At 71.4% G+C, this 20,432-nt stretch carries 1 protein-coding gene; it reads left to right on the top strand.

The window, feature by feature from the left end:
* Positions 1-144 precede the first annotated feature (144 nt).
* Entirely contained in the window at positions 145-20,424 is a 20,280-nt protein-coding gene (locus tag D7V97_RS02100) for a non-ribosomal peptide synthase/polyketide synthase (RefSeq protein ID WP_120608892.1), read from the top strand.
* The last annotated feature ends 8 nt before the right edge of the window (positions 20,425-20,432 follow it).

The following is a 20,432-nucleotide window of genomic DNA, read 5'->3' as shown; positions in this document are numbered from 1 at the left end:
GCCGGGGTGCCGCGGGTCGCGCGCCGCGTGCGTGAGGCCCTGTGCTCGCGGTGTAGATGTCACTGTAAATCGGAGTCACGTGAGACGGTGCTGTTACGGTCGCGCACCCGATTTGTTTCGGGTCTTCAAGGAAGTTGCGCAGACATGGCCTCTCCCGATTCGAAGCGCGCGCGACTGGCTGAACTGCTGCGAGGGAAGGGCCGACCGTCACCGCGAACGCCCGCCTCCTCCGGCCAGGAGCGCATGTGGTTCCAGGAGCGGCTGGCTCCCGGCGGCGCCACGTTGCACATGTCCGTCGCCGTCCACCTGTCCGGCGTGCTCGATGAAGTGGCCCTGCGCCGCGCGTTCAACGAAGTGGTGCGCCGCCATGACTCGCTGCGCACCACCTTCGTCGAGCAGGACGGGCGCCCCTTTCTGCAGGTGGCCCCCGCGCTCGAGCTCTCCGTGCCAGGGGTGGACCTGAGCGGTCTTCCCGATGCTGATCGCGAGCAGGAGGCCTGGCGCAGCCTGCACGAAGCCGTCCGCGTCCCGTTCGACCTGGAGCAGGGGCCCCTGTTGCGCGCGGTGCTGTATCGCCTCTCCGCGGCCCGCCACCTGCTGCTGCTGACCGTCCACCACATCGTGTCCGATGGCTGGTCCATGGGCGTGCTGGTGCGCGAGATGGCGGACCTGTATCGCGCCTTCACGTCCGGTGGGCCTTCAGCCCTCGCGACTCTTCCGTTGCAGTACGCGGACTATGCGGGCTGGCAGCGTCAGGGTTTGCAGGGCGAGGTGCTCGAAGCGCAGCTCGACTACTGGCGCCAGCGGTTGGATCCGCATGCCGTGTTGGAGCTGCCCACGGACCGGCCGCGTCTGGCCCAGCTCGACTCGCGCGGGGCTCGCTTCGCGCTGCTGCTGCCATTGCCGCTCACCCAGCAACTCAAGCAGCTGGCCCTGCGCGAGGGCCGCACGCTCTTCTCCGTGCTGCTGGCGGGCTTCAACGTCCTGCTCCAGCGCTACTGCGCCCAGGAGGATGTCACCGTCGGCACGCCTGTCGCCGGCCGCTCCCGCTCCGAGCTTGAAGGGCTCATCGGCCTCTTCGTCAACACGCTCGCCCTTCGCACGGACCTCTCCGGCGACCCTTCCTTCCAGCAGTTGCTGGGTCGCGTGCATGACACCGCCCTCGGCGCCTTCGCGCATCAGGAGGTCCCCTTCGAGAAGCTGGTGGAGGTCCTTCAGCCTTCGCGCCGGATGAATGGCTCACCGCTGTTCCAGGTGATGTTCGTCCTGCAGAACGCGCCCATGCCCGCCGTGTCGCTTCCCGGGCTGCGCATGGACTCGCAGCCGGTGGAGGGCGGCACCGCCCGTTTCGACCTGACGTTGATTGCCTCCGAGGAGTCGCAAGGCCTGCGCCTCACCGCCGAGTACCGCACCGCCCTCTTCGATGAAGCCACCGTCGCCCGCATGCTGGCCCACCTGCGCACGCTGCTTCACGGCGTCGTCCAGGACGTGCGCCTGCGCCTGTCCGAGCTGCCCCTCCTGGAGGAGGCCGAGCGCCGGCAGGTGCTCCTGGACTGGAACGCGACGGCGATGGAGTACCCCCGCGATGCCACCCTTCACGGCCTCATCGAGGCGCAGGTGGAGCGCACGCCGGACGCGGTGGCGCTCGTCTTCGAGGGAACCGCGCTCACCTACCGGGAGTTGGACGCACGGGCCAATCAGCTCGCCCACGCACTCATCGCGCTGGGAGTAGGGCCGGAGGTGCGCGTCGGTCTCCTGCTGGAGCGCTCGCTGGAGCTCGTCGTGGCGCTGCTGGCCACGCTGAAGGCGGGTGGGGCGTACGTCCCCTTCGACCCCGCCTATCCCGCGCAGCGCCTCACCTGGATGCTGGAGGATGCGCGCCCCGCGGTGCTGCTCGCGCAGGAGGGATTGCTGTCGCGCCTGCCCGCGCATGAGGCCCGGGTGCTGTGCCTGGACACGCAGTGGGAGGAGGTCGCGCTCCAGCCCCGGCATGCACCGTCACCGCGCGCCACCGCCGACAGTCTGGCCTACGTCATCTTCACGTCGGGCAGCACGGGGCGTCCCAAGGGCGCGATGAATGCGCATGGCCCGGTGGTGAACCGGTTGCTGTGGATGCAGTCCGCCTACGGCCTGGGCCCTTCGGAAGCCGTGCTCCAGAAGACGCCCTTCAGCTTCGACGTGTCGGTGTGGGAGTTCTTCTGGCCGTTGATGACGGGCGCGCGGCTCGTGCTCGCGCGGCCCGGGGGACACCAGGAGCCGGCGTACCTCGCGCGGATCATCCGTGAGGCGGGCATCACCACGCTGCACTTCGTGCCCTCCATGCTCCAGGTCTTCCTGGAGGAGCCGGGGCTGGAGGCGTGCACGTCACTGCGCCGGGTGGTGTGCAGCGGCGAGGCGCTGCCGCTGGAGCTCGCCGAGCGCTGCCTGCGGCGCCTGCCGTGGGCGGTCCTGCACAACCTCTACGGCCCCACCGAGGCCGCCGTGGACGTCACCTCGCACGCGTGCGTGCCGGGAGAGTCGCGGCGGTCAGTGCCCATTGGCCGGCCGGTGGCCAACACGCAGATCCGCCTGCTGGATGCGCACCTTCAGCCCGTGCCCGTGGGCGTGCCGGGGGAGCTCTTCATTGGCGGCGTGCAGGTGGGGCGCGGCTACCTGGGCCGCCCGGAGCTGACGGCCGAGCGCTTCATCCCGGATGGCTTCAGCGACACGCCGGGCGCGCGGCTGTACCGCACGGGCGACGTGGCCCGCTGGCTGCCGGAGGGCGTCATCGAGTACCTGGGCCGCGCGGACTTCCAGGTGAAGGTGCGCGGCCTGCGCATCGAGTTGGGAGAGATTGAAGCCGCGCTGGAGCAACACTCCGCCGTGCGGCAGGCGGTGGTGGTGGCGCGCGAGGACGTCGCCGGGGACAAGCGGCTGGTGGCGTACGTGGCGCGGAGGAGCGGCGCGGAGGCGGTGGACCTCACCGTGTTGCGCTCGCGGCTGCACGAGAAGCTGCCGGAGTACATGGTGCCCTCGGCCTTCGTCGTGCTGGACGCCCTGCCGCTCACGCCCAGCGGCAAGGTGGACCGCAAGGCCCTGCCGGCCCCCGAGGCCACCACCTCCTCCGCCGAGTACCTCGCGCCGCGCACTCCCACCGAGGAGAAGCTCGCGGGCCTCTGGGCCGACGTGCTCCGCGTGCCCCGCGTCGGCGCGCGGGATCACTTCTTCGAACTGGGTGGCCACTCGCTGCTGGCCACGCAGCTCGTCTCCCGTGTGCGCGCGGCCTTCGGCGTGGAGCTGTCCCTGCGCACCGTCTTCGAGGCCCCCACGCTGGAGGCGCTCGCCCGGCACCTCGACGCCGCGAGCCAGCAGGTGCTGGTGTCTCGTGGACCGGCGCTCGTGCCGGTGCCTCGCACGGGTGCGCTGCCGCTGTCCTTCGCGCAGCAGCGGCTGTGGGTCATCGAACAGCTCGACCCTGGCAGCCCTGTCTACAACATGCCCATCGCCCTGCGACTGTCCGGGGCGCTGGACCTCGAGGCCCTGCGCCGGGGGCTGGAAGCGCTGGTGCATCGGCACGAAGCCCTGCGCACCACGTTCCGCGAGGACCCCGCGGGCCCCGTCCAGATCATCTCCCCGCGCGCCGCGTTTCCGCTGGAGGTGGTCGACCTGCGCTCGTGGGCCCCGGATCAGCGCCAGGACGAAGCGCGCCGTCGCTCCGAAGCCGAGGCCGTGCGCCCCTTCGCGCTCACCACCGGCCCGCTGCTGCGCGCGTCACTGCTCATCCTGGAAGAGCGTGAGCATCTGCTGCTGCTGACCGTCCACCACATCGTGTCCGACGGTTGGTCCCTGGGTGTCCTGGTGCGCGAGATGGCGGACTTGTACCGCGCCTTCACGTCCGGTGGGCCTTCGCCCCTGGCACCACTGCCCGTGCAGTACGCGGATCATGCCGTCTGGCAGCGTCAAGCTTTGCAGGGCGAGGTGCTTGAAGCGCAGCTCGATTACTGGCGCCAGCGGCTGGATCCACATGCCGTGCTGGAGCTGCCCACGGACCGGCCGCGTCCGGCGCAGGTGGACTCGCGCGGGGCCCGCTTCGCGCTGCTGCTGCCAATGTCTCTCACCCAGCAGCTCAAGCACCTGGCCCTGCGCGAGGGCCGCACGCTCTTCTCCGTGTTGCTGGCGGCCTTCAACGTCCTGCTCCAGCGCTACTGCGCCCAGGAGGATGTCACTGTCGGCACGCCTGTCGCGGGCCGTTCCCGCTCGGAGCTCGAAGGGCTCATTGGCCTCTTCGTCAACACGCTCGCCCTTCGCACGGACCTCTCCGGCGACCCTTCCTTCCAGCAGTTGCTGGGCCGCGTGCATGACATTGCCCTCGGCGCCTTCGCGCACCAGGAGGTCCCCTTCGAGAAGCTGGTGGAGGTCCTTCAGCCCCAGCGCAGCCTCAGTCACTCGCCGCTGTTCCAGGTGATGTTCGCCCTGCAGAACGCGCCCATGTCCGCCGCGCCGATTCCCGGGCTGCGCATGGAGCCGCAGCCGGTGGAGGGGGGCACCGCCCGCTTCGACCTGACGCTGGTGGCCTCCGAGGAGCCGCACGGCCTGCGCCTCACCGCCGAGTACCGCACGGCCCTCTTCGATGAAGCCACCATCGCTCGCATGCTGGGCCACCTGCGCACGCTGCTTCAGGGCGTCGTCCAGGACGTGCGCCTGCGCCTGTCCGAGCTGCCCCTCCTGGAGGAGGCCGAGCGCCGGCAGGTCCTCTTCGATTGGAACGACACCCACTCCGACGCCCCGCGCGACGCCTTGCTGCCCCAGCTATTCGAGGCGCAGGTGGAGCGCACGCCGGACGCGGTGGCGCTCGCCTTCGAGGACCGCACGCTCACCTACCGGGAACTGGACGCGCGCGCCAATCAGCTCGCCCACGCACTCATCGCGCGAGGCGTGGGGCCGGAGGTGCGCGTCGGCCTCTTGCTGGAGCGCTCGCTGGAGCTCGTGGTCGCGCTACTGGCCACGCTGAAGGCGGGTGGGGCGTACGTCCCGATGGATCCCGCCTACCCGGCGCAGCGCCTCGCGTGGATGCTGGAGGACGCACGCCCCGCGGTGCTGCTCGCGCAGGCGCGGTGGCTGTCGCGAGTGCCCGTGCAGGAGACCCGGGTGCTGTGCCTGGACACGCAGTGGGAGGAGGTCGCGCTCCAGCCGCGGCACGCGCCGTCACCGCGCATCCCTCCCGATGCCATCGCCTACGTCATCTTCACGTCGGGCAGCACGGGGCGGCCCAAGGGCGTCATGGTGCCCCACCGCACCGTGGCCCACCTCATGAGCGCCACGGACTCGCTGCTGGGCACCACGCCCGGCACCTGGCTTGCGGCCTCCAGCATCTCCTTCGACATCCACGTCCAGGAGCTGCTCTGGACGCTGATGCGCGGCTTCAAGGTCGTCCTCTTCGATACGAAGGACTCCCTTCCCGACGTGCTGCGCCGCCACGCCATCACCCACTTGCAGTGCGCGCCGTCCTTCCTGCGCGGCGCCGTGCTGGCCCCCGAGGCCCTCTCCGCGCTCGGCCACCTGCGACACCTGGGGGCGGGCGGTGAGGCCCTGCATGGCTCCCTGGCGCAGCAGGCCCTCGCCGCGCTGCCGGACGTCACGCTGATCAACCTCTATGGGCCCACGGAGACCACGGTCTACTCGTCGTCCTACCGAGTGCCCTCCGGCGAGCTCCCCGCCGTCGTCTCCATTGGCGCGCCCATCGCGAACACCCGGCTCTACGTGCTGGACACGCGGTGGCGACCGGTCCCCGTGGGCGTGCCCGGCGAGCTGTTCATCGCGGGCGAAGGCGTGGTGCGCGGCTACCACCAGCGCCCGGAGCTGACCGCGGAGCGGTTCATCCCTGACGCCTTCTCCACCGTGCCGGGCGCGCGCATGTACCGCACGGGGGACCTCACGCGCTGGCGGCACGACGGCACGCTCGACTTCCTGGGCCGCACCGACTTCCAGGTGAAGGTGCGTGGCTTCCGCATCGAGCTGGGAGAGGTGGAGACCGTCCTCTCACGCCATCCGGACGTGGCCCAGGCGGTGGCGGGGACCCACCCGGACGCCTCCGGTGAGCACCGACTGGTGGCGTGGGTGCAGCCCCGGCCCGGGTGCGCGGTCGATGCGGGCGCGCTGCGGGAACATGCGCGCGCGCACCTGCCTGAGCACATGGTGCCCTCGCTCCTGATGATCGTGGACGCCTTCGCGCTCACCCCCAACGGCAAGGTCGACCGCAAGGCCCTGCCCGCACCGCAGGCGTCCGCCGCGTCCTCCGGGTACGTCGACCCGAGCACCCCCACCGAACAGAAGCTCGCCGCGCTCTGGTCCGAAGTCCTCGGCGTGCCCCGCGTCGGAGCGCGGGATGACTTCTTCGCGCTGGGCGGCCATTCGCTGCTGGCCACGCAGCTCGCCTCCCGCGTGCGCAAGGCCTTCCGTGTCGAGCTGTCGCTGCGTGCCCTCTTCGAAGCGCCCACGCTGGAGGCGCTCGCCCGGCGCATCGACGACACGGCGGGGGAGGGCAGGGCTTCGCTTCCTCCGCTCGTGCCGGTGCCGCGCGTGGGTGTGCTGCCATTGTCGTTCGCGCAGCAGCGGCTGTGGCTCATGGATCAGCTTGAGCCCGGCAGCCCCGCCTACAACATCTCCTCCGCCCTGCGGATCCACGGGGCCCTGGAGGTCTCGGCCCTGGAGCGGTCCTTCCGCGCCCTCATCGACCGCCACGAGTCCCTGCGCACCACCTTCGTCGTGCGCGATGGAGAGCCCGTCCAGCTCATCCACACGGCTTTCGACTTCCACCTGCCCGTGGTGGAGGTGACTCGACTCGGCGAGGAGTCCGAGCGCGATGCCGAGGTCCGGCGCCTGGCTTCAGAAGAAGCCGCGCGTCCGTTCAGTCTTGCGCAAGGGCCGCTGCTGCGCGCCTCGCTGCTGAAGCTGGCCGAGGACGAGCATGTGCTGCTCCTGACGATGCACCACATCGTCTCCGACGGCTGGTCCATGGGCGTCCTCGTCCGCGAGCTCGTCTCCTTCTACGAGTCGCTCTCCTCCGGCCACACCCCGCGAGCCCAGGCCCTTCCCATCCAGTACGCCGACTACGCCGTCTGGCAGCGCGGGTGGCTGCGGGACGAGGTGCTCGAAGCGCAGTTGGGCTACTGGAAGCAGCAGCTCTCCGGCGCTCCGGCCCTGCTGGAGCTGCCCACCGACAAGCCCCGTCCCGCCGTGCGGACACAGCGTGGCGCGTCCCTTCCCATCCACCTCCCGCTGGCGCTGTCCGAAGCGCTGACGGCCTTCTGCCAGCGCGAGGGCGTCACACCCTTCATGGCCCTGCTGGCCGCCTTCCAGGTGCTGCTGTCGCGCTACTCCGGCCAGGACGACATCGTCGTCGGCTCACCCATCGCTGGCCGCACCCAGGCGGAGACGGAGGGCCTCATCGGCTTCTTCGTCAACACCCTGGTGCTGCGTGCCCGGGTGGAGCCCCAGGCGTCGTTTCGTCAGTTGCTGGGACAGGTGCGCGGCACGACGCTCGCGGCCCATGAGCATCAACACCTTCCGTTCGAGAAGCTCGTGGAAGCGGTGCAGCCCACGCGCGACCTGAGCCGTAGCGCGCTCTTCCAGGCGATGTTCATCCTGCAGAACGCGCCCACCGAAGCGCTGCGCATCCCCGGCCTGTCCTTCCAGGCCGTGGAAGTGAACACCCGCACCGCCAAGTTCGATCTCACCCTGTCGTTGCAGGACTCCCCGCGTGGCTTCGTCGGCGCGATGACGTACGCCACGGACCTCTTCGACGCCTCGACCCTCCAGCGCATGGCCGGCCACCTGGGCGTGCTGCTGGAGGCCATCGTGGCGGCGCCGGACACGGCACTCGCGAACCTGCCGCTGCTCACCGAAGCGGAGCGCCAGCAACTCCTGATCAATTGGAACGGCCCCCGCGCCGACTTCGCGCGTGACAGCTGCCTCCACGACGCCTTCGCCGCCCAGGCCCGTCGCACGCCGGACGCCCTGGCCGTCGTCTGCCGTGACGCACAGCTCACCTTCCGGGAGCTCGATGCGCGGGCCAACCAGCTGGCCCATCGCCTCCAGGTGCTCGGCGTCGGCCCGGACGTGCGCGTGGTGCTCTGCGTGGAGCGCTCCGTGGAAGCCCTCGTGGGTATCCTCGGCACGCTCAAGGCGGGTGGCGCCTACGTGCCCATCGACCCGAGCTACCCGCGCGAATGGCTCGCCCATGTCCTCCAGGACACGGGGGCCCCGGTGGTGCTCACCCAGCAGCGCCTGCGTGACTCGCTGCCTCCCCACACCGCGCACGAACTCTGTCTGGACTCCGATGCGGCGGACCTGGCCCACGAGTCCCGGGAGGCACCAACGACAGACGTGTCACCAGAGCATCTGGCCTACGTCATCTACACCTCCGGCAGCACCGGCCGCCCCAAGGGCGTGATGATCCAGCACCGCTCCGTGCTGAATCTGCGCCTCGCGCTGGCGAGCACCGTCCACGCCGACGCGCGGAAGGCGGAGCGGGTCAGCGTCAACGCGCCCCTGTCCTTCGACGCCTCCGTGAAGCAGCTCATCCAGGTGCTGGACGGCCACACGCTCTGCATCGTCCCGGACGAGGCTCGTGCGGACGTGGGTGAGTTGGTGAAGCGCATTGCCCAGGACTCGCTGGACGTCCTCGACTGCTCACCGGCGCATCTGCGCCTGCTCGTGGATGAGGAACTGCTGACGCGCGAGTCCGTCCCTCGCCGCGTCCTCGTGGGCGGCGAGGCGGTGGACCCGGCCACCTGGAGCCACCTCGCCGCGAATGAGCGGATGCGTGTCTTCAACGTCTACGGCCCCACCGAGTGCACGGTGGACGCCACCGCGTGCGCGTTCGACGCCTCGCCCACGCCGACCCTCGGGAGGCCGCTGCCCAACGTCCGTGTGTATGTGTTGGATCGCACCCTCCACCCGGTGCCCGTGGGCGTCGCGGGAGAGCTCTTCATCGGCGGAGAAGGCGTGGCGCGCGGCTACCTGGGCCGCCCCGAGCTGACCGCCGAGCGCTTCATCCCCGACGCCTTTTCCGCGCGCCCGGGTGCGCGCCTGTACCGCACGGGTGACGTCGCACGGTGGCGGGCCGACGGCATGCTCGACTACCTGGGCCGCGCCGACTTCCAGGTGAAGGTGCGCGGCTTCCGCATCGAGCTGGGCGAAATCGAAGCCACGCTGCTCCAGCACCCGGAGGTGCATGAAGCCGTGGTGCTGGCGCGCGAGGACGTCCCCGGTGACAAGCGGCTCGTCGCCTACGTCACCGCGGCCGAAGGCCACTCGCTGGAGGCGGAGGTCCTCAAGGCGCACCTGAAGCAGCACCTGCCCGGGTACATGGTGCCCGCGGCCTTCGTCCTGCTGGAGGCCTTGCCGCTGAACACCAACGGCAAGGTGGACCGCAAGGCCCTGCCAGCTCCCGAAGCCTCCGCTTCGTCCGGGTACGCCGCCCCCACCACGCCCACCGAGGAGCTGCTCGCGGGCCTCTGGGCTGACCTGCTGCGGGTGAAGCACGTAGGGCGGGAGGACCACTTCTTCGAGCTGGGCGGCCACTCGCTGCTCGCCACCCAGCTCGTCTCGCGCCTGCGTGGGGCCTTCCAGGTGGAGCTGCCGCTCCGGGCGTTGTTCGAAGCCCCGACCCTGGCGGCCCTGGCCGCGCGTGTCGACGCCGCCCTCCAGTCCGGGCAGCTCGCGGCGGCCCCTCCCATCCAACGCGTGCCTCGCACCCAGGCGCTGCCTGCCTCGTACTCGCAACAACGCGTGTGGCTGCTCGACCAGCTCGCTCCCGGCGGCACGGCGTTCAACGTGCCCGTCGCCCTGCGATTGTCCGGGGCGTTGGATGTCGAAGCCCTGCGTCAGGGACTCGAAGCGCTGGTGCACCGGCATGAAGCCCTGCGCACCACGTTCCGCGCCGGCCCCGAGGGCCCCGTGCAGCTCATCGCGCCTCCGTCGGCCCTGGGCCTCCAGTGCATCGACCTGGGCTCGCTACCCGTGGATGCACGCTCGCTGGAAGCGCAGCGACTGGCTGGTGCCGAGGCCCTGCGCCCCTTCGACCTGGCCACGGGTCCGCTGCTGCGCGTGTGCCTGCTGGCCCTGGATGCGGAGGAGCACGTCCTGCTCCTCACCCTGCATCACATCATCTCCGACGGCTGGTCCATGGCCGTGCTGGTGCGCGAGCTGGCGGAGCTGTACCGGGCCTTCGCCTCCGGAACGCCCGCGTCCCTGCCTGTGTTGCCGCTCCAGTTCGCAGACTACGCCGCGTGGCAGCACCAGTGGCTGCAAGGGGACGTGCTGGAGGAGGCGCTCTCCTGGTGGCGGGGGCAGCTCGACGGGGCGCCGCGAGCGCTGGAGCTGCCCACCGACAGGCCCCGCGCGCACCACGCCCTGGCGCGGGCGGCCCTGCTCCCCGTGGCGTTGCCGCGTGAGCTGTCCGAAGCCGTGGAGGCGCTCTGCGTCCGGGAGGGCCTCACGCCCTTCATGTTCCTGCTCGCGGCCTTCCAGCTCCTGCTGTCGCGCTACTCGGGACAGGATGACATCAGCGTGGGTTCGCCCGTGGCCGGCCGCAACCGCGCCGAGCTGGAGGGGCTCATCGGCTTCTTCCTCAACACCCTGGTGCTGCGCACCCGCCTGGATGGAGCCCCCACCGTGCGCGAGCTGCTGCTGCGCGTGCGTGCCACCGCGTTGGGCGCCTTCGCGCACCAGCACGTGCCCTTCGAGCAGCTCCAGCCAATGCGCGACCTGCGCCAGGCCCCGCTGTTCCAGGTGATGTTCATCTTGCAGAACACGCCCCCGGCGGAGCTCTCCGTGCCAGGGCTGACGTTCCGCCACCTCCCGCAGACAGGCCTCTCCGCCAAGTTCGACCTGACGCTGTCGCTGAGCAGGACGGTGGACGGCTTCACGGGCGCGCTGGAGTACGCGTCGGACCTCTTCGATGCCTCAACCGCCGAGCGGATGATGCGGCACTTGCGCGTGCTGGTGGAGGCCCTGGTGGCCGCGCCCGAGCGCCCCGTGTCCTCGCTGTCGCTGCTGACCGGAGACGAGCGCCGCCAGGTGCTGGTGGACTGGAACGCCACGCGCGCGGACTTCCCGGACACCTGCGTGCACTCGCTCTTCGAGGCCCAGGCGCGACGCACGCCGCACGCGCTGGCCGCGACGTTCGAGGGCACGCACCTGACGTACGCGGAGCTGGATGCGCGGGCCAACCAGCTCGCGCACGCCCTGCGCCGCTGGGGCGTGGGGCCCGAGGTGCGGGTCGCCCTCAGCGTGGAGCGCTCGCTCGATGTTGTCATTGGCCTCCTCGGCATCCTCAAGGCCGGTGGCGCGTGGGTGCCGGTGGATCCGCTGCTGCCGCGCGAGCGCCTGGCCTTCATGCTGGAGGACAGTGGTGCGGAAGTGCTGGTGACACAGGCGGCGCTGCGAGACCGCTTCCCCGAAGCGCACCGTGCCCACGTGCTGTGCCTGGACTCCGAGCGCGAAGCCCTGGCGGCGGAAGCCACGGAGGCACCGTGGACGGGCGTGACGCCGCGGCATCTGGCCTACCTGCTCTACACCTCCGGCAGCACCGGCACGCCCAAGGGCACGGCGGTGGAGCACCGCAGCGTGGTCAACCTGGTGACCCATGAAGCGGTGGCCTACGGCATCGGGCCTGGCAGCCGCGTGTTGCAGTTCGCCAACCTGAGCTTCGATCTGTCAGTGGAGGAGATCCTCACCACGCTGTGCGCGGGGGCGACGCTGGTGCTGGCGCCGCTGGAGAAGCTCATGCCGGGCGCACCGCTGCGGGCGCTGCTGCGGGAGGAGGGCGTCACCGTCATCAGCCTCACGCCCGCGGCCCTGGCGGCCACGCCCGCGGACGGGCTGCCGGCGCTGCGCACGGTCATCTCCGGAGGCGAGGCCCTGCCACGGGAGGTGGTGGCGAGTTGGGCGCCCGGGCGGCGCTTCCTCAACACCTATGGCCCGACGGAGGCCACGGTGGTGGCCACGCTCACGGAATGCGTGGAGGACGGGCGCGTGCCCGCCATCGGCCGGCCGTTGGCGAACGTGCGCACCTACGTGCTGGACGGCCGCGGCGAGCCGGTGCCCGTGGGCGTGCAGGGCGAGCTGTACGTGGGCGGCGTGGGCGTGGCGCGAGGCTACGCGGGACGCCCGGCACTGACCGCTGAGCGCTTCCTTCCAGATGGCTTCAGCGACACGCCGGGCGCGCGGCTGTACCGCACGGGCGACGTGGTGCGCTGGCGCGAGGACGGCACGCTGGAGTTCGTGGGCCGGGTGGACGCGCAGGTGAAGGTGCGCGGCTTCCGCATCGAGCTGGGCGAGATCGAACACGTGCTGCGCGGGCACCCGTCGCTGAAGGACGCCGTGGTGCTGGCCCGGGAGGATGTCCCCGGAGACAAGCGCCTCGTCGCGTACGTGGTGGCGGGGGAGGGGACCGGGTTGGACCTGGAGGCCCTTCGTGCCCACGTCCAGCAACACCTGCCCGGGTACATGGTGCCCGCGGCCTTCGTGCCGCTGGCGTCCCTGCCCCTCACACCCAACGGCAAGGTGGACCGCAAGGCCCTGCCGGCGCCGGACTTCTCAAGCGACGCGAGCGAATACATCGCGCCGCGCACGCCCACCGAGGAGCGCCTCGCCGGGCTGTGGCAGCGGCTGCTCAATGCCCGGCGCGTGGGCGCGAGCGACAACTTCTTCGACCTGGGCGGGCACTCCCTGTTGGCCACCCAGGCCATCAGCCGCATCCGTGAGGCCTTCGGCGTGGAGCTTCCGCTGCGCGGACTCTTCGACGCGCCCACCGTCGAAGGGCTGGCCTGCCTCATCGACGCGGCCCTGGAGGGCAGGGGCGTGCCGGCCCCGTCCCGGCGGCGTGAAGGCCCCGCGCTGTCCCTGCCCATCCTCCCGCTGGAGGAGATCGCCGCGCGCGAGCTGGCGCGGCCCCGTCCGGTGGAGCCGCGCGATGACACCGCCAGCGTCCATCCGCTCACCGACGCCGAGCGCCAGCAGGTGCTCTTCGATTGGAACGCGACGGCGACGGACTTCCCCCGCGATGCCACCCTTCACGGCCTCATCGAGGCGCAGGTGGAGCGCACGCCGGAGGCCGTGGCGGTCGCCTTCGAGGACACCACGCTCACCTACCGGGAGCTGGACGCGCGGGCCTGGCGGCTCGCGTGGCACCTGCGCTCACTGGGCGTGGGGCCGGAGGTGCGCGTCGGCGTGCTGCTGGAGCGCTCCCTGGAGCTGCCGGTGGGGCTGCTCGCCATCCTCAAGGCGGGCGGCGCCTACGTGCCGCTGGCACCCGAGTATCCCGCGGCACGACTGGCCTTCATGTGGGAGGACGCCGCGCCGCAGGTGCTGATCACCCAGCGGCACCTGGTGGACCGGCTGCCCGTGCGGGATGCGCGCGTGGTGTGCCTGGACGCCGAAGAGGCCCTCGGGGTGGACGTGTCGGAGGACGCGCCGGACAGCGGTGTCGGGTCCGGCAACGCGGCCTATGTCCTCTACACCTCCGGTTCCACGGGGCAGCCCAAGGGCGTGGTCATTCCCCATCGCGCGCTCGTCAATCACATGGCGTGGCTGCTCAACGCTTTCGGCCTGGGGCCTGACGACCGGGTGCTCCAGAAGACGCCCCTGAGCTTCGATGCCTCGGTGTGGGAGTGCTGGGCGTCCCTCATGTCCGGAGGCCGGCTGATCATCGCGCCCCCGGAAGCGCACCGCGATGGCGCCCTGCTGCTGGACGCTGTCGTGCAAGGCCAGGCCACCGTGCTCCAGCTCGTCCCGTCATTGCTGCGGGCGCTGTTGGACGAGCCGGGCCTGTCGCGGGCCACGAGCCTGCGCTGGCTCTTCTGCGGTGGAGAGGCCCTTCCTGCGGAGCTGGAGCCACGGCTGCGCGCACGGCTGCCCCTCGTCACGCTGGTCAACCTCTACGGCCCCACCGAGGCCACCATCGACGCGACGTCGGCCCGCTGCCCCACGTCCAGCACGGGCAGGACGGTGCCGCTGGGACGGCCCATCGCGAACACCCGGATCTACCTGCTGGATGCCGGCTTCCAGCCCGTGCCGGTGGGCGTCGACGGGGAGCTGTACCTGGCGGGAGAGGGCCTGGCGCGCGGCTACCACGCCCGGCCCGCGCTGAGCGCGGAGCGCTTCCTGCCCGACCCCTTCAGCACCACGCCCGGAGCGCGGCTGTACCGCACGGGCGACGTGGCCCGCTGGCTGCCAGATGGCAACCTGGAGTTCGTGGGCCGCGCGGACGCGCAGGTGAAGGTGCGCGGCCTGCGCATCGAGTTGGGAGAGATTGAAGCCGCGCTGGAGCAGCACCCCGATGTGCGGCAGGCGGTGGTGGTGGCGCGCGAGGACGTCGCCGGAGACCCGCGCCTCGTCGCCTACGTCGTGCGGAGCGGCGACGCTGGCGCTGTGGAGGTCACCGCGCTGCGCTCGCGGCTGCACGAGATGCTGCCGGAGTACATGGTGCCGTCGGCCTTCGTCGTGCTGGACGCCCTGCCGCTCACGCCCAGCGGCAAGGTGGACCGGAAGGCCCTGCCAGCCCCCGGAGCGTTGCAGGCCCGCGTCCCCACCCGTCCGCCCCGCTCCGACACCGAGCGCGAGCTGGCGGCGCTCTGGGGCCGCGTGCTCCACGTCGAGGTGGTGGGCGGCGAGGACGACTTCTTCGACCTGGGCGGCCACTCCCTGAGCGCCACCCAGGTGCTCTCGCGCGTCCGTCAGCACTTCGGTGTCGAGCTCTCCCTCCCGGACTTCTTCGCGTCCCCGACCCTGGATGCGGTGGCCCGCCGCATCGACGCACGGGTCCTGGATCGGCCCGCGGCGTCCGTGCCACCGCTTCGCGCGCGGACCGCGCACGGCCCTTCGCCCCTCTCCTTCGCGCAGCAGCGCCTGTGGTTCCTCGCGAAGCTTGATCCCGACAGCGCCCCCTACAACCTCCCCGTCGCGGTGCGCCTGGAAGGCCCGCTCGACGTGGCGGCGCTCGCGCGCGGCCTGCGCGACCTGCACCAGCGCCACGAATCACTGCGCACCACGTTCCAGGAGCACGAGCACCAACCGGTCCAGGTCATCACCGCGGAGCCCCCATTGCCCGCCGCCTGGACGGACCTCAGCGCCCTGCCCGAGTCCGAGCGCGAGGCCGCGCTCCAGCGCCTCCTCGAACACGAGTCCGGGCAGCCCTTCAATCTGGAGACCGGCCCGCTCTGGCGCGTCCTCGCGGTCCGCCTGTCCGAGCGGCAGCACGCGTTGCTGCTCACCCTGCACCACGTCATCTCGGATGGTTGGTCCATGGGCGTCCTCGTCCAGGAGCTGACGACGCTGTACACGGCCCACGCCGAAGGGCGGCCCGCGCTCCTGGAGCCGCTCCCGGTCCAGTACGCGGACTTCGCTCGCTGGCAGCGCGGCTGGCTGCGCGACGAGCTGCTGGACGCACAGCTCGGCTGGTGGCGCCAGCAGCTCCAGGGCGCGCCCCCAGCGCTGGCGCTCCCCACGGATCGGCCGCGTCCATCCGTCCCGACCTTCCAGGGCGGCGCGCATCCCTTCCAGTTCCCGCCCGAGCTGTCGGACGCGATGAACGCCCTTTGCCGGAAGGAGGGCGTTACCCCGTCCATGGTGGTGCTCGCCGCCTTCCAGGTGCTGCTGTCGCGCTACTCGGGCCAGGACGACGTCGTCGTCGGCATGCCCATCGCGGGCCGCACGCATGCGGAGCTGGAGGGGCTCATCGGCTTCTTCGTGAACACGCTGGTCCTGCGAACGAAGCTGGACGGAGTCCCCAGTTTCCGCGCGTTGCTTGCCCGCGTGCGGGACCAGACGCTGGGGGCCTACGCCCACCAGGATGTGCCCTTCGAGAAGCTGGTGGAGGCGCTGCGGCCGGAGCGCGTGCCCGGCCGCGCGCCCCTGTTCCAGGTGATGCTCGCGTACCAGAACGCGCCCACGCCGCGAGTCATGGGCCCGGGTCTGCGGATGGAGGCCCTCAGGGTCGAGAACCGCGCCGCGAAGTTCGACCTCGTCCTGTCCATCAGCGACCGGGGGCAGGGGTTGAGGGGACAGCTGGAGTACAGCACCGACCTGTTCGCCGCTTCGACGGTGGCGCGCATGGTGGAGCACCTGCGCGTGCTGCTGGAGGGGGCGCTCGCGCAGCCCGAGCTGCCGCTCTCCGCGCTGCCCCTGCTCACGGTCCGTGAGCGGCACCTGCTGTTCCACGCAGCCGCCGCCACCCCGGAGGACGCGTGCCTGCATCGCCTCTTCGAGGCCCAGGCCCGGGTCGCGCCACACGCGGTGGCCGCGGAGCTGGAGGGACAGACGCTCACCTGGGCGGAGCTGCACCTGCGAGCCCGTGGGGTGTATCGGTCGTTGATCGCGCAGGGGAGGGTGGAGCTTCCCGCGCCGCCGCCGCTCGTGCCGGTGCCGCGTGGGAATGCGTTGCCGCTGTCGTTCGCGCAACAGCGACTGTGGTTCATGGATCAGCTTGAATCTGGAGGCGCCACCTACAACATCTCCTCCGCCCTGCGGATCCAGGGGGCCCTGGAGGTTGAGGCACTGGAGCGGTCCTTCCGTGCGCTCATCGACCGCCACGAATCGCTGCGCACCACCTTCGTCATGCGTGATGCGGAGCCCGTCCAGCTCATCCACCCGGCCATCGATTTCCACCTGCCCGTGGTGGAGGTGGCTCGACTCGGCGAGGAGTCCGAGCGCGACGCCGAGATCCGGCGCCTGGCTTCAGAAGAAGCCGCGCGTCCGTTCAAGCTTGCGCAAGGGCCGCTGCTGCGCGCCTCGTTGCTGAAGCTGGCCGAGGACGAGCACGTGTTGCTCCTGACGATGCACCACATCGTCTCCGACGGCTGGTCCATGGATGTGTTCGTGCGGGAGATGGCGGGGCTCTATGGGGCCTTCATCCAGGGCCAGCACTCACCCCTCGCGGCCCTTCCCGTGCAGTACGCGGACTACGCGGTCTGGCAGCGTGGGTGGCTGCGGGATGAGGTGCTGGAGGCGCAACGCGGTTACTGGAAGCAGCAGCTCGCGGGGGCACCGGCCCTGCTGGAGTTGCCCACGGACAAGCCGCGTCCGGCCTTGCAGACGCAGCGTGGCGCCTCCGTGCCCGTCCAGCTTTCGCGGGCCGTGTCGGAGTCGCTGACGTCCTTCTGCCAGCGCGAGGGCGTCACGCCCTTCATGGCGCTGCTGGCGGTCTTCCAGGTGCTGCTGTCGCGCTACTCCGGGCAGGACGACATCGTGGTGGGTACGCCCATCGCGGGCCGCACGCAGGGGGAGACGGAGGGCCTCATCGGCTTCTTCATCAACACCCTCGTGCTGCGCTCACGGCTGGAGCCCGGGGCCTCCTTCCGGCAATTGCTGGCCCAGGTGCGCGCCACCACGCTGGCGGCCTTCGAGCACCAGCACGTGCCCTTCGAGAAGCTCGTCGAGGAGTTGCAGCCGCAGCGCAGCCTCAGCCACTCGCCCCTCTTCCAGGTGATGCTGGTGCTGCAGAACGCACCCGCCGCGCCGCTGAATCTGCCGGGCCTGCGCTTCCAGCCACTGGAGCGCGAGGTGGAGGCCACGAAGTCGGACGTCACCCTCACGCTGACGCAGACGCCCGAGGGCCTGCGCGGCACGCTGGGCTACCGCACCGACCTCTTCGTCCCGTCCACCGTGGCCCGCATGGGCGAGCACCTGGGCCTGCTGCTTCAGGCGGCGCTCGCCGCACCGGATTCGCCGCTGGGACAGTTGCCGCTGCTCACCGAGGCGGAGCGCGCCTTGTTGTGCGAGGACTTCGTCACTCCCAAGGCCCCGCGACCGCGACTTCGTGCGGTGCCGGCCCTCATCGCGCATCAGGCGACCCTGCACCCGGAGCGTCCGGCCGTCGCGTGTGATGGGCAGGTGCTCTCGTATGGGGAGTTGGAGGCGCGAGCCAACCAGCTCGCCTGGCACTTGCGCGCTCTCGGCGTGGGCACCGATTCCTGCGTGGCCCTCTGCCTGGAGCGCTCGGTGGAGACTGTCATTGCGTTGCTGGGGGTCTGGAAGGCGGGCGGTGCCTACGTGCCGTTGGATCCGGCCCAGCCCTCGCAGCGCTTGCAGTCGCTGGTGCGGGAAGTCGCCGCGCCCGTCGTCGTGACGGTCTCGCGCCACGCGGCCTCTTTCGCTGATACGTCCGCGCAGATCGTCCGCCTGGACGGAGACGCGGAGACACTGGCGCGGTTGCGCACCGACGCGCCTCCGGGCGAAGTCCTGCCGGAGTCACTGGCCTACGTCCTCTTCACCTCGGGCAGTACGGGGCGGCCCAAGGGCGTGGCCGTCGCGCACGCGCACCTCGCCACCTACGTCCAGGCCGCCACGGAGCGCCTGGGTTTGGAGTCTTGCGCCAGCTTCGCGCTCGTCTCCACCTTCGTCGCGGACCTGGGCAACACCGTCCTCTTCCCGGCCCTCTGCACCGGCGGACTGCTGCACGTCCTCACCCAGGAGTGCGCCAGCAACCCGGTGGCCCTCGCGGACTACTTCCAGCGCCACCCCATCGACTGCATGAAGGTGGTGCCCTCGCACCTCGCCGCGCTCCTCACCGCGCCGGTGCCCGCGCAGGTGCTGCCACGCAAGCGACTGGTGCTGGGAGGCGAGTCCTCCACCTGGGCGCTGCTGGAGACGGTGCACGCGCTGGCCCCCGAGTGCGAGGTGCACAACCACTACGGCCCCACCGAAACCACCGTGGGCGTGCTGGCGGGCCGTGTCCAGCCGGCGCCTTCGTCGGTCCCGCTGGGCCGTCCGCTGGCGCACTCGCGCCTGTACGTCCTCGACGCGGTGGGGGGCCTGGCACCGCTGGGCGTGCCCGGGGAGCTGTTCGTCGGAGGCGCCCAGGTGACGCGCGGCTACGTGGCACGCCCGGACCTCACGGCCGAGCGCTACCTGCCGGACCCATACAGCCCCGAGCCCGGTGCTCGCATGTACCGCACCGGAGACCGCGTGCGCTGGCTGTCGGACGGACGCATCGAGTTCCTCGGCCGCGCGGACTTCCAGGTGAAGGTGCGCGGCTTCCGCGTGGAGCCCGGAGAAGTCGCCTCCGTCCTGCGCGAGCTTCCTGATGTGCACGAAGCCCTCGTCCTCGCGCGCCAGGAATCGCCGGGAGACACACGCCTCGTCGCCTACGTCGTCCCGCAGGGAGCCCCGCCGCCCACCGCCGCGAGCCTGCGCGCGCACCTCCTCCAGAAGCTCCCCGAGTACATGGTGCCTGGTGCCTTCGTCCTGCTGGAGGCCCTGCCGCTCACCCCCAACGGCAAGGTCGACCGCAAGGCCCTGCCCCCACCAGGCGCCACCGAATCCCGCGCCCGCTTCGTCGCGCCACGCACCCCCTTGGAGCAACTGCTCACGCAGACCTTCGCCGAGGTGCTCCACCTGGAGCGAGTCGGCGTCGAGGACGACTTCTTCGAGCTCGGCGGGCACTCCCTGCTCGCCGTGCGCCTCCTCGCGCGCCTCCGCGAGCAGACGGGCCAGTCCCTGCCGCTGGCCGCGCTCTTCCAGGGCGCCACCGTCGAGCGGCTCGCTGCCCTCCTGGAGCCCTCCACCCGCCCCCAGGGCACCGGGCCCAACGTGGCGCGGCTCAACACGGGCGACCCTCGGCGCCGGCCGCTGTTCCTCGTCCACGGGGGAGGCGGTGGCGTGCTCAGCTTCTCCAGGCTCGTCCGCGAGCTGGGCGATGAGCGGCCCATCCACGGCCTCTTCGCCCCCGGGCTTGAAGGAGGCGTGCTGCCTCCTGGCTCCATGGAGTCCCTGGCCCGGCTCTACGTGGATCAGGTGCGCGACGTGCAGCCTCGCGGCCCGTACCGGCTCGCGGGTTGGTCCCTGGGCGGACTCGTGGCGTACGAGATGGCGCGGCAGCTCCAGGCCCTGGGCCAGGAGGTGGAGTGGCTGGCCCTGCTCGACAGCACGGCGCCGTCGGGACAGCAGCAGCCCGAGCCACCGCTGCTGGCACGGCTGGCTGCCTTTGGTCGGACGGCGGGGTTTGCCCTCCAGGACCTCCCCGCGCAGGAGCTGGAGCACCTGAGCGCGGTGCAGGACCCAGAGCTGCTCCCACGGATGCTGGAAGTGCTCCGCGACCTCCCCGCCGCGGGAGGGCTGGAGCCCGGGCAACTGGAGCGCCTCTTCGCCGTCCACGAGCGGCTGGGTAAGGCCAATCGCAACTATGTGCCCGCCAGCCGCTACAGCGGCCCCGCCGAGCTCTTCCGCGCCGCCGCGCACGCGGGTGACCCCACTCGGGCCGCGGATGGCGGCTGGTCCGAATGGGTGCCCGGAGGTCTGGCGGTATGCCAGGTGCCGGGCGATCACTTCTCCCTGCTCCAGGAGCCGCACGTCCTCACCCTGGCGGAGCGGCTCACCGAACGCCTGCGGGCCCTGGATGAGAGCATCCTGGCCCCGGAAACTCCTCCCGGGCGAAGGGCATGAGTCAGGCA

Source organism: Corallococcus sp. CA053C, assembly GCF_003611675.1.
Taxonomy (GTDB): Bacteria; Myxococcota; Myxococcia; order Myxococcales; family Myxococcaceae; genus Corallococcus.
This window is presented reverse-complemented; position numbering and strand designations above follow the sequence as displayed.